The organism is Pseudomonas sp. IT-P4 (assembly GCF_949767755.1).
GTDB lineage: Bacteria > Pseudomonadota > Gammaproteobacteria > Pseudomonadales > Pseudomonadaceae > Aquipseudomonas > Aquipseudomonas monachiensis.
This window is the reverse complement of record NZ_CATKPX010000056.1, coordinates 311,347-333,242: the sequence shown is the minus strand read 5'-3', so window position 1 is coordinate 333,242 and position 21,896 is coordinate 311,347. Positions and strand designations below refer to the sequence as shown.

Annotated in this window: 20 protein-coding genes; 15 read left to right on the top strand and 5 right to left on the bottom strand. The window is 60.2% G+C overall.

Features of this window, described 5'->3' with window-relative positions; translation table 11 throughout:
* Positions 1-74 precede the first annotated feature (74 nt).
* The 10 genes from ACM6IT_RS22880 to ACM6IT_RS22835 all read left to right on the top strand — a co-directional run bounded on the left by ACM6IT_RS22880 (position 75) and on the right by ACM6IT_RS22835 (position 13,620).
* Positions 75-1,475, top strand: coding sequence for a polynucleotide adenylyltransferase PcnB (locus ACM6IT_RS22880; protein ID WP_056728631.1), 1,401 nt, complete (start codon positions 75-77; stop codon positions 1,473-1,475).
* 3 nt (positions 1,476-1,478) lie between these two features.
* Positions 1,479-1,964 carry a 2-amino-4-hydroxy-6-hydroxymethyldihydropteridine diphosphokinase gene (folK, locus tag ACM6IT_RS22875; protein ID WP_414914877.1) on the top strand — a complete coding sequence of 162 codons (486 nt, stop codon included), beginning with the start codon at positions 1,479-1,481 and terminating at the stop codon, positions 1,962-1,964.
* A gap of 276 nt (positions 1,965-2,240) precedes the next feature.
* Positions 2,241-3,041 (top strand): 3-methyl-2-oxobutanoate hydroxymethyltransferase, encoded by an 801-nt coding sequence (panB, locus tag ACM6IT_RS22870; protein ID WP_056728635.1) that lies wholly within the window; start codon positions 2,241-2,243, stop codon positions 3,039-3,041.
* Positions 3,038-3,898 carry a pantoate--beta-alanine ligase gene (gene panC / locus ACM6IT_RS22865; protein ID WP_056728637.1) on the top strand — a complete coding sequence of 287 codons (861 nt, stop codon included), beginning with the start codon at positions 3,038-3,040 and terminating at the stop codon, positions 3,896-3,898. The genes panB and panC overlap by 4 nt, the downstream gene beginning before the upstream one ends.
* 194 nt (positions 3,899-4,092) lie before the next feature.
* Positions 4,093-4,473, top strand: coding sequence for an aspartate 1-decarboxylase (gene panD / locus ACM6IT_RS22860; protein ID WP_003228271.1), 381 nt, complete (start codon positions 4,093-4,095; stop codon positions 4,471-4,473).
* Positions 4,474-4,697: 224 nt separating this feature from the next.
* A complete protein-coding gene (gene pgi / locus ACM6IT_RS22855; RefSeq protein WP_056728640.1) occupies positions 4,698-6,362 on the top strand; it encodes a glucose-6-phosphate isomerase in 1,665 nt (554 codons plus the stop codon).
* A 237-nt stretch (positions 6,363-6,599) separates the two neighbouring features.
* Entirely contained in the window at positions 6,600-8,537 is a 1,938-nt protein-coding gene (gene acs, locus ACM6IT_RS22850; RefSeq protein WP_414918740.1) for an acetate--CoA ligase, read from the top strand.
* 51 nt (positions 8,538-8,588) lie between these two features.
* Positions 8,589-9,458 (top strand): oxygenase MpaB family protein, encoded by an 870-nt coding sequence (locus ACM6IT_RS22845; RefSeq protein ID WP_223541983.1) that lies wholly within the window; start codon positions 8,589-8,591, stop codon positions 9,456-9,458.
* Positions 9,459-9,552: 94 nt separating this feature from the next.
* Positions 9,553-10,569 carry a class I SAM-dependent rRNA methyltransferase gene (locus ACM6IT_RS22840; protein WP_056728646.1) on the top strand — a complete coding sequence of 339 codons (1,017 nt, stop codon included), beginning with the start codon at positions 9,553-9,555 and terminating at the stop codon, positions 10,567-10,569.
* 60 nt (positions 10,570-10,629) lie between these two features.
* Complete coding sequence (locus tag ACM6IT_RS22835) at positions 10,630-13,620, top strand: DUF748 domain-containing protein (RefSeq protein ID WP_414918739.1); 2,991 nt, start codon at positions 10,630-10,632, stop codon at positions 13,618-13,620.
* 271 nt (positions 13,621-13,891) lie between these two features.
* Here ACM6IT_RS22835 and ACM6IT_RS22830 read toward each other — a convergent pair whose 3' ends face one another.
* On the bottom strand, positions 13,892-14,248 hold the full coding sequence (locus tag ACM6IT_RS22830) for a BON domain-containing protein (RefSeq protein WP_056728649.1): 357 nt from the start codon (positions 14,246-14,248) through the stop codon (positions 13,892-13,894).
* Positions 14,249-14,548: 300 nt separating this feature from the next.
* Positions 14,549-14,971 (bottom strand): pilin, encoded by a 423-nt coding sequence (locus ACM6IT_RS22825; RefSeq protein WP_056728651.1) that lies wholly within the window; start codon positions 14,969-14,971, stop codon positions 14,549-14,551.
* Between the two features lie 226 nt (positions 14,972-15,197).
* Here ACM6IT_RS22825 and ACM6IT_RS22820 point away from each other — a divergent pair, with 226 nt between their 5' ends.
* The 4 genes from ACM6IT_RS22820 to yacG are packed head-to-tail and all read left to right on the top strand — an operon-like array spanning position 15,198 to position 18,106.
* Positions 15,198-16,415: a type II secretion system F family protein gene (locus tag ACM6IT_RS22820; protein ID WP_414918738.1), complete on the top strand. Its 1,218-nt coding sequence runs from the start codon at positions 15,198-15,200 to the stop codon at positions 16,413-16,415.
* Between the two features lies 1 nt (position 16,416).
* Entirely contained in the window at positions 16,417-17,289 is an 873-nt protein-coding gene (locus tag ACM6IT_RS22815) for a prepilin peptidase (protein ID WP_414918737.1), read from the top strand.
* Positions 17,286-17,909, top strand: a complete 624-nt coding sequence (gene coaE, locus ACM6IT_RS22810; RefSeq protein WP_046041800.1) for a dephospho-CoA kinase — start codon at positions 17,286-17,288, stop codon at positions 17,907-17,909. The genes ACM6IT_RS22815 and coaE overlap by 4 nt, the downstream gene beginning before the upstream one ends.
* Positions 17,906-18,106, top strand: coding sequence for a DNA gyrase inhibitor YacG (yacG, locus tag ACM6IT_RS22805; RefSeq protein ID WP_007970539.1), 201 nt, complete (start codon positions 17,906-17,908; stop codon positions 18,104-18,106). The genes coaE and yacG overlap by 4 nt, the downstream gene beginning before the upstream one ends.
* Before the next feature lie 35 nt (positions 18,107-18,141).
* Here the strand turns inward: yacG and ACM6IT_RS22800 are convergent, their stop codons facing one another.
* Positions 18,142-18,831, bottom strand: coding sequence for an energy-coupling factor ABC transporter permease (locus ACM6IT_RS22800; RefSeq protein WP_056728657.1), 690 nt, complete (start codon positions 18,829-18,831; stop codon positions 18,142-18,144).
* A gap of 304 nt (positions 18,832-19,135) precedes the next feature.
* Here ACM6IT_RS22800 and ACM6IT_RS22795 point away from each other — a divergent pair, with 304 nt between their 5' ends.
* Positions 19,136-19,378 carry a DUF2790 domain-containing protein gene (locus ACM6IT_RS22795; RefSeq protein ID WP_056728659.1) on the top strand — a complete coding sequence of 81 codons (243 nt, stop codon included), beginning with the start codon at positions 19,136-19,138 and terminating at the stop codon, positions 19,376-19,378.
* A gap of 9 nt (positions 19,379-19,387) precedes the next feature.
* Here ACM6IT_RS22795 and ACM6IT_RS22790 read toward each other — a convergent pair whose 3' ends face one another.
* Positions 19,388-20,656, bottom strand: coding sequence for an OprD family porin (locus ACM6IT_RS22790; protein WP_414918736.1), 1,269 nt, complete (start codon positions 20,654-20,656; stop codon positions 19,388-19,390).
* A gap of 16 nt (positions 20,657-20,672) precedes the next feature.
* Positions 20,673-21,893 carry a benzoate/H(+) symporter BenE family transporter gene (locus ACM6IT_RS22785; RefSeq protein ID WP_223541986.1) on the bottom strand — a complete coding sequence of 407 codons (1,221 nt, stop codon included), beginning with the start codon at positions 21,891-21,893 and terminating at the stop codon, positions 20,673-20,675.
* Between the last annotated feature and the right edge of the window lie 3 nt (positions 21,894-21,896).

The following is a 21,896-nucleotide window of genomic DNA, read 5'->3' as shown; positions in this document are numbered from 1 at the left end:
AAATGCTAGAATCCCCGCCCATCATGCGGTCATTCTTCTGTTATGGCCGAATATTCCTTCAAACAGTGCATCCCATGCTGAAGAAGCTGTTCCAGTCATTCCGTTCTCCCAAGCGTCCTACGCAACACATTCGCAGCACGCCTGAAGTGCTCAACAGCGGCCAACACTCGCTGCAGAAGGCGCAATTCAGCCGCTACGCGGTGAATATCGTTGAACGCCTGCAGAACGCCGGTTATCAGGCTTACCTGGTTGGCGGTTGCGTGCGCGACATGCTGCTGGGTATCACACCGAAAGATTTCGACGTTGCCACCAGCGCCACACCGGAACAGGTACGGGCCGAATTCCGTAACGCGCGAATCATCGGGCGCCGGTTCAAGCTGGTGCACATCCACTTCGGCCGCGAAATCATCGAAGTCGCGACCTTCCGCGCCAATCACCCGCAAAACGAAGACGAGGAAGACAGCAACCAGTCTTCGCGCAACGAGAGCGGGCGCATTTTGCGCGATAACGTCTACGGCACCCTGGAAGAAGACGCGCAACGTCGCGACTTCACCATCAATGCCCTGTATTACGATCCGGTCAGCGAACGCATCCTCGACTACGCCAACGGCGTACACGACATCCGCAATCACCTGATCCGCCTGATCGGCGATCCGACGCAACGCTACCAGGAAGACCCGGTACGGATGCTGCGGGCCGTGCGTTTCGCCGCCAAGCTGAACTTCGGCATCGAAAAACACAGCGCCCTGCCGATCCGCGGCCTGGCGCCGATGCTGCGCGAGATCCCGTCGGCCCGCCTGTTCGAAGAGGTGCTCAAGCTGTTCCTCTCCGGCCATGCCGCCGATACGTTTGAAATGCTGGTCGACCTGCAATTGTTCGATCCACTGTTTCCGGCCAGCGCCGAAGCACTGGAATACAACCCGACGTACACCCACACCCTGATCAGCGAAGCCCTGATCAACACCGACCTGCGGATCAAGCAGAACAAACCGGTAACCCCGGCGTTCCTCTTTGCAGCCCTGCTCTGGCCTGCCCTGCCGGCCCGTGTCCTGCGCCTGCAGGAGCGTGGCATGCCGCCGATTCCGGCGATGCAGGAAGCGGCGCACGAGCTGATTGCCGAACAGTGCCAGCGCATCGCGATTCCGAAACGCTTCACCATGCCGATCCGCGAAATCTGGGACATGCAGGAACGCCTGCCCCGCCGCAGCGGCAAGCGTGCCGATCTACTGCTGGACAATCCGCGTTTCCGCGCCGGCTACGACTTCCTGCTGCTACGCGAAAGCGCCGGCGAGCAGACCGATGGCCTGGGCGAATGGTGGACTGACTATCAGGACGCCAATGAAAGCGAGCGTCGCGACATGATTCGCGACCTCAGCGGCAAGGATGAAGGCACCGGCGCCCCGCGCAAGCGTCGCCGCAGCGGTGGTTCCAAGCGCAAACGCGCTGCCGGCGCTTCGAGCACCACGGGCGAGTAATCCATGGAACGCATCTACATCGGCATGGGCAGCAATCTGGCTGACCCCGCCGAACAATTGCGCAGCGCCGTCGAGGCGCTGGCGCACTTGCCGCAAACGGAACTGGTCGGGGTATCCGCGTTTTATCAAAGCGACTCGCTGCTGCCTGGACAACCGCGCTACACCAACGCGGTGGCCGCTCTCGATAGCACGCTGGCGCCACTGGATTTGCTCGATGCCTTACAGGCCATTGAAAACGGCCAGGGTCGCGAGCGCCTTGTGCGCTGGGGGCCGCGCACGCTTGACCTCGACATCGTGCTGTTCGGTGATCGCCTGATCGACGAACCACGCCTCAAGGTTCCCCATTACCACATGCAGGAACGGGCATTCGTGCTGTATCCACTGGCGGAACTGGCCCCTGCGGATCTGCGCCTGGCCGATGGCCGCGAGCTAAGTGAATTACTCGCAGCCTGCCCGTTCGTGGGGTTGGAACGCCTGCTCCCGGCGTGACACCACTCCCACATTGGTTTTGCGTCGATCACAATATCTGCTGCTGAATCGCATCAGTTACCCCGGTAACACCCCACCCGTAACAATGCGGTAACACACGCAATTGACTTCCCTCGTTCTCCTCACGACTATAGGCGTCCCGCTGCCGCCTACACGGCGTTCAAGGGCGCAATCCAGGCCTTAAAAGCACGACGAAAGAGCGTGCGCCTGTATTCAACGAAGAATCACGCGCGTTACTCGCAGTAGTTTCCACAGCGCCTGAATGAGGAACTTTTCATGCCAGCCATCACCCTGACCACCCTGCAAGGTCTGAAGCAAAAAGGTGAAAAAATCACCATGCTGACCTGCTACGACGCAACCTTCGCCCACGCCTGCAACCAGGCCGGCGTCGAAGTGCTGCTGGTGGGCGACTCCCTCGGCATGGTTTTGCAGGGCCACGACAGCACCTTGCCTGTCACTACCTCCGAAATGGCTTATCACGTGGCCGCCGTCAAACGCGGTAACAGCGATGCCCTGATCCTCGCCGACCTGCCTTTCATGGCCTACGCCACCACCGAGCAAGCCATGACCAACAGCGCTCTGTTGATGCAGGCCGGCGCGCACATGGTCAAGGTCGAAGGAGCGTTGTGGCTGGCCGATTCGATCCGCCTGCTGGCCGAGCGCGGCATCCCTGTCTGTGCGCACATGGGCCTGACGCCGCAATCGGTGAACATCCTTGGCGGCTACAAGGTCCAGGGTCGCAATGAAAACCAGGCGCGGCAAATGCGTGCCGACGCGATCGCCCTGGAACAGGCTGGCGCGGCAATGCTGCTGCTCGAGTGCGTCCCGAGCGAACTGGCGGAAGAAATCACCCAGGCGGTGAAGATTCCGGTGATTGGTATTGGCGCCGGAAATCGCACCGATGGCCAGGTGCTGGTTCTGCACGACATGCTGGGGCTGTCCATTACCGGCCGCATGCCGAAATTCGTGAAAAACTTCATGACTGGCCAAACCAGCATTGAAGCTGCATTGATTGCCTACGTGACTGAAGTCAAAGCGGCAACATTCCCTGGGATCGAACACGGATTCTCTGCATGAACACCGTAAAAACCGTACGCGAACTGCGGGCCGCCGTGGCCCGTGCCCGTGGCGAAGGCAAGCGCATCGCCTTTGTGCCAACCATGGGCAACCTGCACAGCGGCCACGTGGCGCTGGTGACCAAAGCCTCCCAACGGGCGGACTTCGTGGTGGCGAGCGTTTTCGTCAACCCGCTGCAATTCGGTGCTGGCGAAGACCTCGACAAGTACCCGCGCACCCTCGCCGCCGACCAGGAAAAACTGCTCCAGGCCGGTTGCCATCTGCTGTTTGCCCCCACCGTTGAAGAGATGTACCCCGACGGCATGGCCGGCCAGACCCGCGTCAGCGTCCCGCAATTGTCCGAAGGCCTGTGCGGTGCCAGCCGTCCGGGGCATTTCGAAGGCGTGGCGACGGTGGTCAGCAAGCTGTTCAACATGGTCCAGCCGGACCTGGCGATTTTCGGCGAGAAAGACTTCCAGCAACTGGCGGTGATTCGCGCGCTGGTTCATGACCTGAACATGCCGATCCAGATCATCGGCGAGCCCACTGTGCGCGCTACCGATGGCCTGGCGCTGTCGTCGCGCAATGGTTTCCTCAGCGAAGAGCAACGCGCTGTGGCACCAGTGGTTTATCGCACGCTGAATGCGATCGGCGAAGCGATCAGGCAGGGCGAACGCGACTACCCGGCGCTGATCGGCACCCAGATCAAACAGCTCGAAGCCGCCGGCCTGCGTCCCGACTATCTGGAAATCCGCCATGCCCTGACCTTGCGCCCTGCGACGGCGCAGGATCGTGACCTGGTGATTCTGGTGGCGGCGTTCCTCGGTACGACGCGGTTGATCGACAACCTGCACCTGAACCTCGACGCGCCAATCTAAACACTGCAATACCCTGTGGGAGCGGGCTTGCTCGCGAATACGGTCTGTCAGCTGACACATACGTCGACTGACGCAACGCCTTCGCGAGCAAGCCCGCTCCCACATTCGATCTGCGGCAGTTTCCACACCTTATTGCTGCCTCTCAAGCCATCGGGCAAACTGCCCGCCGTTCGATTCCGACCTGGGAAATACTCATGCACGCCATCATGCTCAAAGCCAAGCTGCATCGCGCCGAAGTCACCCACGCTGTACTCGATTACGAAGGCTCCTGCGCCATCGACGGCGAATGGCTGGACCTGTCCGGCATTCGTGAGTACGAGCAGATCCAGATCTACAACGTCGACAACGGCGAGCGCTTCACCACCTATGCCATCCGTGGCGAAGAAGGTTCGCGCATGATTTCGGTCAACGGCGCCGCCGCGCACAAGGCCAAGGTTGGCGATCGCGTGATCATCTGCGCTTACGCTCATTACAGCGAAGCCGAACTGCTCAACTTCAAGCCGCGCATGCTCTACATGGCACCGGGCAATGAACTGAGCCACACCAGCAACGCCATTCCGGTCCAGGTCGCCTGATCCGATCCCTGTCTCTTCCGTTTGTCGGACCATTCCTAACTTCGATGTTAAAAAAGTACCGGAAACAGGTCAGACAAAGTCAAGACAGATCATTGCGCGGGGTTTACTGTAGTCGCCCTGCGCCATGAAATCGTGTCGACGCAGTTGACCGGAACGCCCACCCACAGCGCTCCGGGATTTTTAGTGTTCAAAAGGCCGTTCAAGTAATAAGGAAACCCGCAGCGATGGCGTATTACCGCACTCCTCACGACGTTACCGCTCTGCCTGCCTGGCAAGCGCTGAATGACCACCGCCAAGCCATGCAGGATTTCAGCATGCGCGAAGCTTTCAATGCCGATCCGCAGCGTTTTACTCAATTCACCCTCAGCAGCTGCGGCCTGTTTCTCGACTATTCGAAAAACCTGATCAACGCCGAGACCCGCAATCTGCTGGTGGGCCTGGCCAACGAAGTCGACCTCAAGGGCGCGATCAAGTCGCTGTTCGATGGCGAAATCGTCAACTCTTCCGAAGGTCGTCCGGCCCTGCACACGGCCCTGCGCCGCCCGGTCGGCGACAAGCTGTCGGTCAATGGCGTCAACGTGATGCCCGAAGTGCACAAGGTGCTGAACCAGATCACCGACCTCGTCGGCCGTATCCACGACGGTCTGTGGCGCGGCTACACCGAAAAGCCGATCACCGACGTGGTGAACATCGGCATCGGCGGCTCCTTCCTCGGCCCGGAGCTGGTGTCCGAAGCCTTGCTGTCCTACGCCCAGAAAGGCGTGCGTTGCCATTACCTGGCGAACATCGACGGCAGCGAATTCCACGAACTGGCCATGAAGCTGCGCGCCGAGACCACGCTGTTCATCGTCTCGTCGAAATCCTTCAACACCCTTGAAACCCTGAAGAACGCCCAGGCCGCCCGTGCCTGGTACCTGGCCCAGGGTGGTTCGGAAGCCGAGCTGTATCGCCACTTCATCGCGGTTTCGAGCAACAACGCCGCCGCCGTGGCGTTCGGCATCCGCGAAGAAAACATTTTCCCGATGTGGGACTGGGTCGGCGGGCGCTACTCGCTGTGGTCGGCCATCGGTTTGCCGATTGCCCTGGCCATCGGCATGTCGAACTTCAAGGAGTTGCTGTCCGGTGCCTACACCATGGACCAGCACTTCCAGACCGCGCCGTTCGAACAGAACATGCCGGTGCTGCTGGCCTTGCTCGGCGTGTGGTACGGCAACTTCTGGGGCGCGCAAAGCCACGCGATCCTGCCGTACGATCACTACCTGCGCAACATCACCAAGCACCTGCAACAGCTGGACATGGAGTCCAACGGCAAGAGCGTGCGCCAGGACGGCAAGCCCGTGTCCACCGACACCGGGCCGGTGATCTGGGGCGGTGTCGGCTGCAACGGTCAGCACGCCTACCACCAGTTGCTGCACCAGGGCACCCAACTGATCCCGGCTGACTTCATCGTGCCGATCGTCAGCTTCAACCCGGTGTCCGACCACCACCAGTGGCTGTACGCCAACTGCCTGTCGCAGAGCCAGGCGCTGATGCTCGGCAAGACCCTTGGCGAGGCCGAAACCGAACTGCGCGACAAAGGCATGAGTGACGCCGAAGTGCAAAAACTCGCGCCACACAAGGTGATCCCGGGCAACCGTCCGAGCAACACCCTGGTGGTCGAGCGCATCAGCCCGCGTCGCCTCGGCGCTCTGGTGGCGATGTACGAGCACAAAGTCTTCGTGCAAAGCGTGATCTGGGGCATCAATGCTTTCGACCAGTGGGGTGTTGAGCTGGGCAAAGAGCTGGGCAAAGGCGTCTACAACCGCCTGGTCGGCAGCGAAGAAACCCCGGCCGAGGACGCCTCGACCCAAGGGCTGATCAATTACTTCCGTGGTCGTCACCGCGGGTGATCGGCTGAAGGGGCGGTTAGCCCGCCCCTTCAAACGGCACCGGGTTTACTGCAAAAACGGTGGCGTGCACTATCACTGTAGGAGCTGCCGAAGGCTGCGATCTTTTGATCTTCAAAGCAACGTCAAAAGATCGCAGCCTTCGGCAGCTCCTACGAGGGTCGCACAGCTCCCCTCTTGAACCCTTTGACCTCTCGGCGCATCTTTATCTTTGTCGCAAAACAAGAATAAGGAACCGTCATGTTCGATATCAGCACGTTCCCCAAAGCCGATGCCGTCCGCCGGGCCGCGCAATTGAGTCAAGACGACTATCAGCGCCTGTACCGCCAATCCATCGAACACCCCAGCACCTTCTGGGCCGAACAGGCCACGCGTTTTCTCGACTGGAGCGCCCCCTGGGAAACCGTCCAGCGCTACAACCTGAAAACCGGTGAAGCCACCTGGTTTGCCGGCGCGCAGTTGAACGTCAGCTATAACTGCATCGACCGGCACCTGGAGAAACGCGGCGATCAGGTCGCCATCATCTGGGAAGGCGACGACCCTGCCGACTCGACATCGATCACCTACAAAAAACTGCATGAAAACGTCTGCCGCCTGGCCAACGTGCTGAAAAGCCGTGGCGTGAAAAAAGGCGACCGTGTGTGCATCTATATGCCGATGATTCCCGAGGCGGCCTACGCCATGCTGGCCTGTACCCGCATCGGCGCGGTGCACTCGGTGGTGTTCGGCGGTTTCTCCCCGGACTCGTTGCGCGACCGCATTCTCGACGCCGACTGCCGCACCGTGATCACTGCCGATGAAGGTGTGCGCGGCGGCAAGGTCGTGCCACTCAAGCAGAACGTCGACAAGGCGCTGCAAAGCTGCCCGGACGTGAGCACCGTGCTGGTGGTCGAGCGCAGCAAGGGGTCGGTGAACCGGGTCGAAGGACGAGACATCAAGTACCAGCAGGCACTGAGCGAAGCCAGCGCCGATTGCCCGCCCGAGCCGATGGACGCCGAAGACCCGCTGTTCATCCTCTACACCTCCGGCAGCACCGGCAAACCCAAAGGCGTGCTGCACACCACCGGCGGTTACCTGCTGCAAGCAGCGATGACCTTCAAGTACGTGCTGGACTACCGCGACGGCGAAGTCTTCTGGTGCACCGCCGACGTCGGCTGGGTCACTGGCCACAGTTACATCGTCTACGGCCCGCTGGCCAACGGCGCGACCACGCTGATCTTCGAAGGCGTGCCGAACTACCCGAGCACCTCGCGCTTCTGGCAGGTGGTCGACAAGCACAAGGTGAACATTTTCTACACCGCCCCGACGGCCCTGCGCGCACTGATGCGCGAAGGCCCGGAACCGTTGAAGCAAACATCCCGCGCCAGCGTCAGGCTACTCGGCACGGTCGGCGAGCCGATCAACCCGGAAGCCTGGGAATGGTATTTCCATGAGGTCGGCCAAGAGCGTTGCCCGATCGTCGATACCTGGTGGCAGACCGAAACCGGCGGCATCATGCTCAGCCCGCTGGTCAGTGCCCAGCGGATCAAGCCCGGTTGTGCGACACAACCGATGTTCGGCGTGCAACCGGTGCTGCTCGACGAGCAAGGCAAGGAAATCAAGGGCGCCGGCAGCGGCGTACTGGCCATAAAATCCAGCTGGCCGGCGCAGATCCGCAGTGTCTATCGCGACCCGCAACGCATGGTCGACACCTACTTCAAACCCTACCCCGGCTACTACTTCACCGGTGACGGCGCACGGCGCGATGAAGATGGCGACTACTGGATCACCGGGCGCATCGACGATGTGATCAACGTGTCCGGCCACCGTATCGGCACCGCCGAAGTGGAAAGCGCCCTGGTGCTGCACGAGAGCATCGCTGAAGCCGCTGCGGTCGGATATCCCCACGACATCAAGGGCCAGGGCATCTATGTCTTCGTCACGCCCATGAACGGCGTCGAAACCAACGATGAACTGAAGAAGCAATTGCTGGCCCTGGTCAGCAAGGAAATCGGCAGTTTCGCCAAACCGGACTTGATCCAGTGGGCCCCGGCCTTGCCGAAAACCCGCTCAGGCAAGATCATGCGGCGCATCCTGCGCAAGATCGCCTGCAATGAACTGGACAGTCTGGGTGATACTTCGACCCTGGCAGACCCGAGCGTGGTGCAAGGGCTGATCGACAAGCGCTTGAACCAGTAACCTACAGGCGCGGCCAGTGGCCGCGCCCTCCTCTTTCATCACTGAGTGGCCATGGAATTCATCCGCACCCGCATCGAAACCCAGATCATGAGCCTGACCGGTTTGTCTTTGGGCAAACTCGACCTGGAAAACCCCAAGGGCGACCCCGGGCTGTTCGGGCCGGACTCGGTGAGCTGGCAAGTCCATGGCGATTTCAGCAGCATGCTGATCGGTGGCATCAGCGCCCTGATGCTGCAGGCCCTGCACCCGCTGGCATTGGCCGGGGTCTGGGACCATTCGAACTTTCGTGAAGACATGCTCGGCCGGTTGCGCCGCACCGGGCAGTTCATCTCCGGCACCACCTTCGGTTCTCGACAGGATGCCGACTGGCTGATCGAAAAAGTCCGCACCATTCACCTGCAAGTGACCGGCACGGCACCGGATGGGCGCCCTTACGCAGCCAGCGATCCTGATCTGCTGACCTGGGTGCACGTCGCGGAAGTCAGCAACTTCCTCGCCGCGCATTTGCGCTATCGCAATCCACATTTGTCCCTCGCGGATCAGGATCGTTATTACGCCGAGATTGCCTTGGTTGCCGAACGTCTTGGGGCGCGTGATGTGCCCCGTTCACGGCAGGAAATTTCCGATTACCTTGAGCGTGTTCGCCCGCAATTGTTGTGCGATGAACGCAGTCGCGAAGTGCTGCGCCTGCTATTGAACGCCCCCGCCCCCAGCCGTCTGGCCAAGCCCTTCGGCGGCCTGATGATGCAGGCCGGGATCGACCTGCTGCCGGACTGGGCCAGCGACATGCTCGGCGTCAGCCAGAACCCGCTGCAACGCAAGCTGATCCGCGCCAGTGTCAATCGCAGTGCGCCGATGCTGCGCTGGGCGGTGCGTAACGGGTCAGTGCAGCGGGCTAAACGGCGAATGGGGATTACTTAGAAAGAACAAAGATCAAAAGCTTCGCGAGCAAGTCGAGTCCCGCGCCAAAACTGTTAAACTCCCGCGCCCAATTCCCTCCTGCAAGGCGCCCAGCATGTCTTCCTTGAATCAGGCGCTGCGCGCCGCCCTCGATCAACGCCAGGACCTGCTCGCCGAACTGCACCAGCAAGGTACCGATTGCTATCGCCTGTTCCACGGCAGCCAGGAAGGCGCCGGTGGCCTGACCATCGACCGCTACGGCCCGCAATTGCTGGTGCAAAGTTTCCACCAGGCGTTGGAGCGCGAGACGCTGCTGCAACTGCACGAAGCGATCAATCAATACCTGGGTTTTGAAACCCTGCTGGTCTACAACGACCGCTCCCGTGGCAACTCGCGCATCGATCGCGAAGACATCGTCTACCGCGCCGACGAAGCCGCCCTGCAAGACCTGGTCGGCCACGAGTGGGGCCTGAAGTATCGGGTGCGAGGGCGCCATGCCGGACAGGACCCGCTGCTGTTCCTCGACCTGCGCAACACCCGCGGCTGGGTCAAGGATCACAGCAAGAACAAAAGCGTGCTGAACCTGTTCGCCTACACCTGTGGTGTCGGCCTCAGTGCTGCCGCCGGTGGCGCGCGCGAGGTGTGCAACCTGGACTTCGCCGAAGGCAACCTGGCGGTCGGTCGGGAGAACGGCCAACTCAACCCGCAGTTGCCGACCATGGAATTTATCCAGTCCGACTACTTCCCGGCCATTCGCCAACTGGCCGGGCTGCCGATCAGCCAGCGCCGCGGGCAAAAGCTGCCGAGCTATCAGCGCCTGGAACAGCGCCAGTACGATCTGGTGCTGCTGGACCCTCCAGCCTGGGCCAAGAGCGCGTTCGGCACCGTCGACCTGCTGCGCGACTACCAAAGCCTGCTCAAACCCGCCTTGTTGACCACCGCCGACAACGGCGTGCTGATCTGCTGCAACAACCTGGCAAAAGTCAGCATGGACGACTGGCGCGAACAGGTTTTGCGTTGCGCGGAAAAGGCCGGACGGCCGGTGCGTGAATGGACCATGATGAAGCCAGGCGCCGATTTTCCGTCGTTGGATCAACAGCCACCGCTGAAAACCCTGATTCTTCAGCTCTGACCGTCCTCGGAGAAATCTGAAATTTCCTGAACAGGCCGATCACTTCGGAACCGGAAACGCATGCCATACTCCAAGGCTCTCCGATTCAGACAGATGAAGCCGCACATGTACAAAGGATTGATTCGCGCCATTGGCGCCTTGTTGACTGCTCTGGCCCTCTACAGCTTGCTGGGTTTTCTGATTTTACCGGGTGTCGCGTTGCGCGTTGCCAACCAGCAACTGGCCAGCTACGCCACTACACCCGCGACCATCCAGCGGATCGAATTCAATCCGTTCAGCCTTGAACTGACCCTTTGGGGCTTGAACATCGGCGAACCCGGCAAGGAACAGGTCGGTTTCGAGCGCCTGTACGCCAATCTGCAATTCGACAGCCTGTGGACCAAGGCGGTGCACCTGTCTGATGTCGAGCTGACCAAGCCCAAGACCGAAATCCTGTTCAGCAAGGACGGCAAACTCAACCTGCTCGGGCTGTTCAAGCTACCAGAGAGCGAACCCACGCCGGCCGACCCTGATGCCAAGCCGTTTCCGCTGCGCATCGAGCGGATCAAACTGGCGGGCGGCGCCGTACACTTTGAAGATGCCCGGCCCAGCGAACCCATCGAGTTTCTCTACGACACACTCGATTTCGAGCTGAAGAACCTCAGCACCCTGCCCGATGACAGCGCCGACATGACCCTGGTGGCCGTCGGCCCCAATGGCGGACAGATCGACTGGACCGGCAACTTCAGCCTGATCCCGATCGCCTCCGAAGGTAAGCTGAAAATCACTGATGGCAAGATGAAAGCCTTTTGGCCCTATGTGCGCGATGCCGTGCCACTGGATCTCGAAAACGGCGTCATGAGCATCAGCACCGACTACAAACTCAACCTGACCAAGGAAACCGAGCTGCTGCTAAGCAATGTAGCGGTCAGCATCGCCCCCTTCGCGATCAAGGCGCCGGATGGCCGACCGCTGGTAAAGCTTGAGCGCCTGGACGTCAGCGAAACCACCGTGGACCTGGCCAAACAGCAAGTGGTGGTCGGCAAGATCCGCAGCCACAAACTGGAAACCTGGGCCGCGCTGGAGTCGGACGGCCAACTCGACTGGCAGAAACTGTTCGCCAGCCAACCGTCAAAACCCACCGCCAAAGCCAAGGCAGATGTCGAACCGACCAGCACTCCGGCGGCGGCAGACTCACCGAAACCTGAACCGGCCACCCCAGACAAACCCTGGCAGGTGCTGCTCAAGGATGTGCAACTGCGCGACTACCAGGTGCATCTGGCGGACCGCAAGGCACAACCTGCTGTCGCCCTGGAACTGGGTCCGCTGAACCTTGACCTGCAAAACTTCGACAGCCTCAACGGTTCACCCTTTACCCTCAAGCTCGATAGCGGCGTGGGCAAGCAAGGCAAGATCATGGCCGACGGCGAGGTCAACCTGGCTCCGGTCAGCGCCAGACTGAAGGTACAGACCAAGGACATCGACTTGCGGGTTGCCCAGTCCTACATCACACCGTTCATTCGCCTGGAACTGCGCAGCGGCATGCTCGGCAGCGATCTGGCGGTCGACCTGAAAAGCACCGAACCCCTGGCGTTCAACGTCACCGGCCGCGCCCAGGTCGATCAGCTCCATACCCTGGATACCCTGAAAACCCGCGACTTCCTCAAGTGGCAACAGGTCGTGGTCGAAGGCCTGAACTATCAGCATGGGGACAGCCTGTCGATCGACAAGATCAACCTGTTCCAGCCCTATGCGCGCTTCATGATCAACGATGATCGCACCACCAACATCGATGACCTGCTGGTTCCCCAGCCGGCGGACTCCGCGGCAAAACCGGCGGCGAACAAACCGGCCAGCAACGAAAAACCCTTGGGCATCCACATCGGCGGCATTTTCATCAATGACGGTTCGGCCAACTTCGCCGACTTCAGCCTGACCCCGAACTTCGCCACCGCCATCCAGCAACTCAACGGGCAGATCGGCACCATCGACAGCCGTCAGCCGAAACCGGCCAGTGTCGACGTCAAGGGCAAGGTCGATCGCTACGCGCCGGTGACCATCAAGGGCTCGGTCAATCCGTTCGACCCGATGGCCAGCCTCGACATCGCCACCAGCTTCAAACGCGTGGAACTGACCACGCTGACGCCCTACTCCGGCAAGTTCGCCGGCTACCGTATCCGCAAGGGCCGGCTTAATCTCGACCTGCACTACCAGATCACCAAGGGTCAGCTCAAAGCCGAAAACAAAGTGGTGGTCGAACAACTGGAACTGGGTGAAAAAGTCGACAGCCCGGATGCCGTGAGCCTGCCGTTGAAACTGGCCGTTGCCTTGCTCAAGGACGTCGACGGCAAGATCTCCATCGAACTGCCGGTCAGCGGCGATCTGAACAACCCTCAGTTCAGCGTCATGCCGATTATCTGGCAGACCCTGCGCAACCTGGTCGTCAAAGCCGCGGCAGCACCGTTCAAACTCATTGGTGGGCTGGTCAACGGTGGTGGCTCGGAAGACCTGGGCAGCGTTTCATTTGCAGCGGGTTCCAGCGAATTGGGCAAGGACGCCGAAGGCGCCCTGGACAAACTGTCCAAGGCGCTCAAGGAGCGTCCGGCCCTGCGCCTGGAAATCGAAGGCACCGCCGCCCAGAGCAGCGATGGCCCGCTGATCGCCGAACAACGCCTGGAACGTGAATACCAGTACAACTACTACAAAATGCTCCAGCGCCGCGGTGACAAGGTCCCGGCCCAGGCTTCGTTGCTGGAAGTGCCGGACGGGGAAAAAGGCCCGCTGCTCGAAGGTATCTACCGCACCCGCCTGAAAACCCAGCCCCCCGCCGAATGGAAGGATCTGGGCAAGGAAGAGCGCACCGCGAAAATGCGTGCCGAGGTGATCAAGTTCTGGAGCTCCAGCGACGTGCTGTTGCGTCAACTGGGCCAGGAACGCGCCAGCAGCATCAAGGATTACCTGGTCGACAAGGCCCAGCTGGAAGATGACCGGGTGTACTTCATCGACGCCAATCTGGGCGAAGCGCAAAGCGACGGCCGCGTGGTGACGCCGATGCATCTGGATGCCGAGTGATGTATCGGCGGCTGGAGTCTGCTCGCGATGGCGACCAAACAGTCGACATCGATGTCGCCTGAAAGGCTGTCATCGTCGGAACGCCGCCCGGAGCAAGCTCGCTCCCACAATTGATTTTCAGCGCCACACATAGAACAGGCCCCGGCAAAAATGCACGGGGCCTGTGACGGCCACATCCTTATGGCCTTTCGCATGAACTCTCAGGTTGCAACAGGCGTATGACTCTGCCCGTCTGTCGCGCCTTCTCCCGGTCCAGGCGAGAAGTCTTGCCTTACTCGGCTTTGAGGCCGTCAGCGGAGACCGCCTTGACGCCTTTGATTTTCTTGGTGATGGCCACAGCCATTTCTTTTTGCGAATCGGTCACGGCGGTGGTCGACGACAGCGATACCACGCCTTTGTTGGTTTCAACCTTGATGTCGCTACCTGGAATGCCTTTTTCGGTCATCAGGTCAGCTTTGACTTTGGTGGTGATCCAGGTATCGGAAGTAGCTTCTTTCGCTTCGGTCATTTCACCGGCAGCCAGCACCATTGGCGACTGGGTTGCCTGGGTGGTTTGAGCAAACGCGGCGTTGGCCATGGTCAGGGTCAGCGCGGTAGCAGCAGCGGCAGTGATAGCGAACTTCTTCATACGAGTAACTCCTGTTTTTCGGAAAGTCTGCCGGGTGTCTTGCCGGCAGGGTTACCTGGGATATTGCGAACGCTATGCCAACTTTGAAACAGAGAACAAATCCTTATAAATCAAAAAGTTATAAAATCAGTCAATTTTCGAAATCATGCAAAATGCACGAGAAGCACAAACTCTGCATGCAAGTTGCGGGTTTATGGAAAGTTCCTAAGATGCTGAAATTTCTGAGCTTTATCTGCAGCATTTAACGACAGGTCGACAAACAGGAAAAACCCCGCAAAAGCGGGGACTTGATTCAGCACTTCATGCCGCAGACCCGGAACAACCTTTAGGCAAGTAGTCCTCGGAAACGCTGCTCTTACATGACCAACCTTTGGTTTCGTCCCGTGTCAGGGTAACGGTTTTGTCCTGGACCACCCCCGGGGCATTGCGCAACGTACAAACGATTGATCCCGCTCCCGCCTGCGTTGTAGCCGTCACAGACAGGGCGCAGTGGTTGGTCGATGCCTTGCCAGCGGGTGCCACGTTGGCAATTGTCGGGGTTTCCCCCTGGTTGATCACATCCTCGAACGGCACCTTCATTGCAGTCAGCTCGGCCAGTGCCGCCGTGACCTTGGCCCGGGCCTGGTACTTGGAATACATCGGCAGGCCCAGTGTTGCCAGGATCCCGATGATCGCCACCACGACGAGCAACTCGATCAGGGTAAAACCTTTCTGATTGTTCATGTACAAGCTCCATGCATGAGTCGAAGGCTCATGACCTGCCCCATGGCAGCACAGCCTGTGCCAAGGCCAGAAGCCCCTGTTGGCAGGGGCTTGGTAGCCCGCAAAGCCCTTACCTACTACCAGGATCAGCACTATCTGACGTTTTTTGTCACCTCACCGAGTGGGTTTGGCCCCGTCCCTTGACTAGGCTATAAGAGCAGTTCAATCGGAATACCCAGGACTGAACATGGCGGTCAAGGCAGCGAAAATCAGCGTGTATGCATGGGAAGGCATCGACCGCAAAGGCACAAAAGTGACCGGCGAACTCAGCGCTCAAAACCCGGCGCTGATCAAGGCGAAACTGCGCAAGCAAGGCATCAGTCCCGGCAGGGTGCGCAAGAAAAACCCTTCGGTTTTCGACATGGGCAAGCGCATCAAGGCCCAGGACATTGCCCTGTTCACCCGGCAAATGGCGACGATGATGAAGGCCGGCGTGCCGTTGTTGCAGTCGTTCGACATCATCGGCGAAGGCTTCGACAATCCGGCCATGCGCAAGCTGGTGGACGAACTGAAACAGGAAGTTGCGGCAGGCAGCAGTTTCGCCGCCGCCCTGCGCAAGAAGCCCCGGTATTTCGATGAGCTGTATTGCAACCTGGTGGATGCCGGCGAGCAGGCCGGTGCCCTCGATACCCTTTTGGAGCGGGTCGCAACCTACAAGGAAAAAAGCGAAAGCCTCAAGGCCAGGATCAGGAAAGCCATGACCTACCCGCTGGTGGTGGTGTTCGTCGCGGCGATTGTCACCGGGATTCTGCTGGTCAATGTCGTGCCGCAGTTCGAATCCGTGTTCAAAGGCTTTGGCGCCGAACTGCCGGCCTTCACCGTGATGGTCATTGGCCTGTCGCAATTCATGCAGGCCTGGTGGTGGGTGGTCCTTGGCGCGCTGGTCACAACGGCCTTCGGCGTGCGCCACGCCCTCAGGACATCCCCGGCCTTCCGTGACCGGATGGACACCTGGCTGCTGAAACTGCCGCTGGTGGGCACCCTGATGCACAAGTCCGCCGTGGCCCGGTTCGCCCGTACACTGTCGACCACTTTCGCTGCCGGCGTGCCGCTGGTGGAGGCCCTGGAATCAGTGGCCGGTGCGACCGGCAATGTCGTGTTCAAGCACGCGGTATTGCGCATCCGGCAGGACATCTCGACCGGCATGCAATTGCACTTCGCCATGCGCACCTGCGGCGTCTTTCCGAACATGGCGATACAAATGACTGCAATCGGCGAAGAGTCCGGCACCCTGGACGCTATGCTCGACAAAGTCGCGGGGTTCTACGAAGACAACGTCGATAACATGGTCGATAACCTCACCAGTCTGATGGAGCCGTTCATCATGGTGGTGCTGGGTGTTATCGTCGGTGGACTGGTAGTTGCCATGTACCTGCCGATCTTCCAACTTGGCTCAGCGATCTGACATGCCCTTGAATGAAATCCTGATTCACTCTGCGCTGGCCTTTGTCGTTCTCGCAGGCCTCACCGGCCTGCTGGTCGGCAGTTTTCTCAATGTCGTGATCTGGCGCCTGCCGAAAATGCTCGAACGCGACTGGCGCGAGCAGGCCCATGACATTCTCGGCCTGCCTGGCGAAACGCCACTGCCGACTTACAACCTGTTGCTGCCCCACTCCCAGTGCCCGCACTGCGGTCACCGCATCCGCGCCTGGGAAAACATCCCGCTGCTCAGTTATGTGTTTTTACGCGGCCGCTGCTCAGCCTGTGCGGCAGCGATCAGCCCGCGCTATCCGTTGACCGAACTGGCCTGCGGCCTGTTGTCGGCGTTTGTGGCCTGGCACTTTGGCTTCGGTTGGCCAGCCGCCCTGGTGCTGATCCTGAGCTGGGGGTTGCTGGCGATGAGCCTGATCGACGCCGAACATCAGATATTGCCGGACGTACTGGTGCTGCCGTTGATATGGCTGGGGTTGATCGTCAACAGCTTCGGCCTGTTCGTGTCGTTGCACGAGGCGCTTTGGGGGGCGATTGCCGGCTACGGCCTGCTGTGGTCGGTGTTCTGGCTGTTCAAGCTGGTCACAGGCAAGGACGGCATGGGCTACGGCGATTTCAAGCTGCTGGCGATGCTGGGCGCCTGGGGTGGCTGGCAGATTTTGCCCCTGACCATCCTGCTGTCCTCGCTGGTGGGTGCCATTATCGGGCTGATACTGCTGCGCTGGCGCAACGCAAAAACCTCGACGCCGATCCCTTTCGGCCCCTATCTGGCCATTGCCGGCTGGATTGCGTTGCTCTGGGGTGGTCAAATAACCGACCTCTATTGGCAGTTTGTCGGTTTGAAATGAATAGCCCTGTGGAAAAACCCTGGATTCTCGGCCTGACCGGCGGCATCGGCAGCGGCAAAAGCGCGGCCGCCCAACACTTCATCGACCTGGGCGTGCATGTGGTCGACGCCGATCATGCCGCTCGCTGGGTAGTGGAACCCGGCCGCCCGGCACTGGCACAAATCGCCGAACACTTCGGCCCCGGCGTGTTGCAGGCCGACGGGCAACTGGACCGCGCGGCGCTACGCAAATTGATCTTCGAAGTGCCTGAAGAGCGCCGCTGGCTGGAGGCCCTCCTGCATCCGCTGATCGGCGAGGAAATCGCTCACCACCTGGCGCTGGCAAAATCGCCTTATGCGATTCTGGTTTCGCCGCTGCTGATCGAGTCCGGACAATACGCCATGACCCAACGGGTGCTGGTGATCGATGCCCCCGAACAATTGCAGATCGAACGCACCCTGCAACGTGACCAGACCAGCGAGCAGCAAGTCCAGGCGATCCTCAAGGCCCAGTCCAGCCGCCAGGATCGCGTGAGCCATGCAGACGACGTCGTGGTCAATGACCGCGACCTTGCCTGGCTGCACAGCGAGGTCGAACGCCTGCATCACTTTTATCTATCTTTGCGTGGAGGCCAGTCATGAGCCAACCAACAACCGTCGAATGCCCAACCTGTGGCGCCCCCGTGGAATGGACCGCCGAAAGCAAGTTCCGGCCATTCTGCTCCGACCGCTGCAAACTGATCGACCTGGGTGCCTGGGCGTCCGAAGAGCACAAGATTCCGGTGGCTCCCGATGCCGAGGACGAGATGTTCAGCGGTGACTTCGACCCGCGTCACTGATCCATCGAATGGGCGATTCCAGGTCTTGATGCGGATCAGGACTTGGGATCGTCGTCCTTCCAGGGAGCCGAGAGGTAACGGGTGCGGTTGAACGTTTCCAGCCACTCCGGGCAGAACACCACCAGCGCACTGACGATCATGCCGTTGATAAACGCTTCGGGGAAAATGATCAGCCACAGGTAACCGACAAAATCCTCAAGCCAGTACGGCATCTCGAAACGCTCGTCGAACCACAGCAACCAAAGCGCCAGCAGCAGGCACAGCAACGCCGACAGCGCCGCCGCAAAAAATCCGGAAACGAAGATATACACGAAGGGATTTCGTGGCTGCGCCCGCTCCACCAGAATGGCGCAGCACTCGGTGACCAGCACCGGCAGCGCAATCAACAGCGCGCCATTGACCCCGACCGCCGCCAGGTCCTGTCGACCGAGCAACACCAGCCCCGTTTGTGCAACCAACCCGCCAACCAGCGCCAACGGCCAGTCCAGCAGCAGCGTCACCGCTGTCATGCCGATGAAGTGGTAAGACACGCCGGTATCAAAGTCGCGCCGCACCAGCCACAACAGAAACAGCGCAAACACCGTTCCGAGCAGCAGATGCTGACGACGGCTGTCGGTGAACAGCTCAACCCATGGCGCGCGACAGATCGCCCAGATCAACACCGGCACATAGATCAGCCAGCCGACCGCAAGGGTTTGCGATGACAGCAACTCTGCACCGATCATGGCTACGCGCGCCTCCCAGGCGAAGAACAACAGACTTTCAGTTTACACCGCCACTCGCCCGCCCTTCGACTTCAAGCCCAATGCCGCGGATCGCTCATCACCGCGTCATGTTCGGCGAACAGCTTCGGTAGCTCTGACTTGAGAAAGTCCACCCGGGTGCGGACCTTACCATCGAAAAAACGTCGCGAAGGATAGCGCGATGACTGTTACGTTTTATGTAAGGCTGCATCCCCGGTTCGCCCCTTTATCCGTCGGTGGCAAAGACTAAAATTCAGACATCGAATCCGACACGGAGCATGCCAATATGAAAACGTTGATCAGCCTGTTGCTGACCGTCATCGCCACCTCGGCCATGGCCGCCGACAACGAGCCCCTCGCGGTCCTGTACAACCCGGCGCAGCCACTGGACATCGCCAAGGTGGTTTCGGTGTCCGACACGGCGACTGCGTGCGGGGTTGTACCGGCGACCATGGAATACATTGATCATCAAGGACAGGCCCATCGCGTGACCTACAACGTCATGGGTGATTGCACCAGCAACCTGTGATCGCCAGGCTCACAGCAAGGTCCATGTGTAGCTGAGGATCAAGCGGTTCTCGTCGATATCACTGCGGTAGTTGGAACGTGCCATCGCGTTGCGCACACGGATGCCAAGGCCTTTGAGGCTGCCGCTCTGCAACACATAGCCGATATCCAGGTCACGCTCGCGATCCTTGCCTTCATAGCCCTTGCCGGTATCGACGTTATTGCCGCTGATGTAGCGCACGGTGCTGGTCAGCCCCGGTACGCCGAGCGCCGCGAAGTCGTAGTCGTAGCGCGCCTGCCAGGAACGTTCATCGGTGAAGGCGAACTCATAGGTCGGCACTTCGTTGCCCAACGGCGAGATGTTGGCAAACACCCGTGGGAACGCACTGTCACCGAACATGCCCTGATAGCCGACGTAAAACGTATGGCCGCCACGCTTGGCCGACAGCAACGAGAAGAACGCCTGGTTGTCGATGTTACCCAGCAGTTTGTTGCCGTCCTCGCGCGAATCGTAGTAACCGAGGTTGGCGCCGAGGATCCAGTCGCCCACCGGCTCACTGTGCTTTAAACCCAGAAAACGCTGGTTGTAGATATCTTCCAGTTGCCCGTACCAGGCGCTGATCGAGCTGCGCTTGTCGTTGAAGACATAATCAGCGCCGGCAAAATTGAAACCGTCACTGCTGACCTGGCGCTGCGGCACGTGCCCCAGCATTGCTTGCATCTTTTCGTCGCCAGCCTCGTTGCGCAGGCTGGTTGAACTCAAGTGACCACCCTGCAGCGTCAGGCCATTGATCTCGTTGGCGGTGATGCTTGCGCCCTGATAACTGGGTGGCAGCAGACGAATATCACTGAATACCAACACCGGCAGATTGGGTTGCAGCTCACCGACTTTCAGTTCGGTTTTGGAATAGCGCATCTTCAACGCGCCCTCCAGGCGGCTGTAGTTGTCCGCCGCGTGGCCGTCGCCCTGCACCGGCAGCAAACCGGTATTGGTCCGGTCCGGGGCACTGTCGAGCTTGAGGCCGAGCAAGCCAATGACGTCCACCCCAAACCCGACGGTGCCCTGGGTGTATCCGGACTTCACATTGAGGATGAAACCCTGTGCCCACTCTTCAGCCTTCGATTGCTGGTTGGCGCCGACGATGTCGGAATAGTCGCGACTGAAGTAATAATTGCGCGCCTGCAACGTCGCGGTGGTGTCTTCGATAAAGCCTTTTTCAGCGGCCATCGCACCTGTGGATAAACTCGAGACGACAGCCAGGGACAACGCCGAACCGGTTGTTGGGAGAATCTGTTTCATCGTTTTTCTCTTATTGTTATTGATCGACTGGTTGAAGGACTTCAGTTGCAGTGGATTTGCGACGGGGAAAGGGACGACGGGCGCTCAACAGCACATGGGTGACCATGCCGAAAATCAGCCCCCAGAACGCTGCGGACAAACCGAACAACGACATGCCCGAAGCCGTGACCAGGAATGTCACCAGCGCGGCTTCACGATCGCTCGGCACCGCCATCGCGCCCGTTAACGCGCCGGCAATGGCTGCGAACAGGGCTAGCCCGGCCAGCGCCGCGATCAACTCTTTGGGGAACGCTGAAAACAGCGAGACCAGCGTGGCGCCGAAGATCCCCAACAGCAGGTAGCACAGGCCGCCGACGACCCCGGCCACATAGCGCTTGCGAGGATCCTCGTGGGCTTCGCGACCGGTGCAGATCGCCGCGGTGATCGCCGCCAGATTCAGTCCATGGCAACCGAACGGCGCCAGCAGTGCCGTGCCCAGCGCGCTGCTGGTGATGATCGGGCTCGCCGGCGTCGGATATCCACTGGCGCGCAACACCGCCATGCCGGGCACGAACTGACCGGTCAGCGCCACCATCACCAGCGGCAAGGCGATGTTCAGGATCGCGCCCAGGCTGAATTCAGGCGTGATCCACACCGGCGTGGCCAGGCCGATCACCAGCGCTTCACGATGCAAATCACCGGTGAACGCGGCAATCGAACAGCCCACCAGCAGCACCATCATCACTGCATAACGCGGCATCACACGCTTGCAGATCAGGTACGTGGCAAACATCGCCAGGACCAGCAGCGGCTTGTGTTGCATCGACACGAACAGCCCGGTGCCGAAACTGAACAGGATCCCCGCCAGCATCGCCGCCGCGATGGCGGCGGGCAGCTTGCTGATGATCCGGTCGAAAGCCCCCGAGATGCCGACCACGAAAATGATCAGGCTGCTGACCAGATAAGCCCCCACCGCCTCTGCCATGGAAATGTCCGGCAACAGTGTCACCAGCAACGCCGAACCCGGCGCCGACCAGGCGATGATCACCGGAACGCGGTAGCGCAGGCTCAAACCGATGCCGAGCACGGCGCTGCCGATGGAGATCGCCCAGATCCAGGATGACAACACTTCCCGCGAAAGATGTGCCGCTTCTGCCGCCTGAAAGATGATCACCAACGGGCCAGCGTAGGAAATCACCGTGGCAATGAATCCAGCCACGGCGGCTGACAACGAGAAGTCCTGGAAAAACGCTTTCATGAT

Coding starts and splice junctions, on each gene's coding strand:
- ACM6IT_RS22880 (WP_056728631.1), top strand. CDS start 75: ATGCTGAAGAAGCTGTTCCAGTCATTCCGTTCTCCCAAGCGTCCTACG.
- folK (WP_414914877.1), top strand. CDS start 1,479: ATGGAACGCATCTACATCGGCATGGGCAGCAATCTGGCTGACCCCGCC.
- panB (WP_056728635.1), top strand. CDS start 2,241: ATGCCAGCCATCACCCTGACCACCCTGCAAGGTCTGAAGCAAAAAGGT.
- panC (WP_056728637.1), top strand. CDS start 3,038: ATGAACACCGTAAAAACCGTACGCGAACTGCGGGCCGCCGTGGCCCGT.
- panD (WP_003228271.1), top strand. CDS start 4,093: ATGCACGCCATCATGCTCAAAGCCAAGCTGCATCGCGCCGAAGTCACC.
- pgi (WP_056728640.1), top strand. CDS start 4,698: ATGGCGTATTACCGCACTCCTCACGACGTTACCGCTCTGCCTGCCTGG.
- acs (WP_414918740.1), top strand. CDS start 6,600: ATGTTCGATATCAGCACGTTCCCCAAAGCCGATGCCGTCCGCCGGGCC.
- ACM6IT_RS22845 (WP_223541983.1), top strand. CDS start 8,589: ATGGAATTCATCCGCACCCGCATCGAAACCCAGATCATGAGCCTGACC.
- ACM6IT_RS22840 (WP_056728646.1), top strand. CDS start 9,553: ATGTCTTCCTTGAATCAGGCGCTGCGCGCCGCCCTCGATCAACGCCAG.
- ACM6IT_RS22835 (WP_414918739.1), top strand. CDS start 10,630: ATGCCATACTCCAAGGCTCTCCGATTCAGACAGATGAAGCCGCACATG.
- ACM6IT_RS22830 (WP_056728649.1), bottom strand. CDS start 14,248: ATGAAGAAGTTCGCTATCACTGCCGCTGCTGCTACCGCGCTGACCCTG.
- ACM6IT_RS22825 (WP_056728651.1), bottom strand. CDS start 14,971: ATGAACAATCAGAAAGGTTTTACCCTGATCGAGTTGCTCGTCGTGGTG.
- ACM6IT_RS22820 (WP_414918738.1), top strand. CDS start 15,198: ATGGCGGTCAAGGCAGCGAAAATCAGCGTGTATGCATGGGAAGGCATC.
- ACM6IT_RS22815 (WP_414918737.1), top strand. CDS start 16,417: ATGCCCTTGAATGAAATCCTGATTCACTCTGCGCTGGCCTTTGTCGTT.
- coaE (WP_046041800.1), top strand. CDS start 17,286: ATGAATAGCCCTGTGGAAAAACCCTGGATTCTCGGCCTGACCGGCGGC.
- yacG (WP_007970539.1), top strand. CDS start 17,906: ATGAGCCAACCAACAACCGTCGAATGCCCAACCTGTGGCGCCCCCGTG.
- ACM6IT_RS22800 (WP_056728657.1), bottom strand. CDS start 18,831: ATGATCGGTGCAGAGTTGCTGTCATCGCAAACCCTTGCGGTCGGCTGG.
- ACM6IT_RS22795 (WP_056728659.1), top strand. CDS start 19,136: ATGAAAACGTTGATCAGCCTGTTGCTGACCGTCATCGCCACCTCGGCC.
- ACM6IT_RS22790 (WP_414918736.1), bottom strand. CDS start 20,656: ATGAAACAGATTCTCCCAACAACCGGTTCGGCGTTGTCCCTGGCTGTC.
- ACM6IT_RS22785 (WP_223541986.1), bottom strand. CDS start 21,893: ATGAAAGCGTTTTTCCAGGACTTCTCGTTGTCAGCCGCCGTGGCTGGA.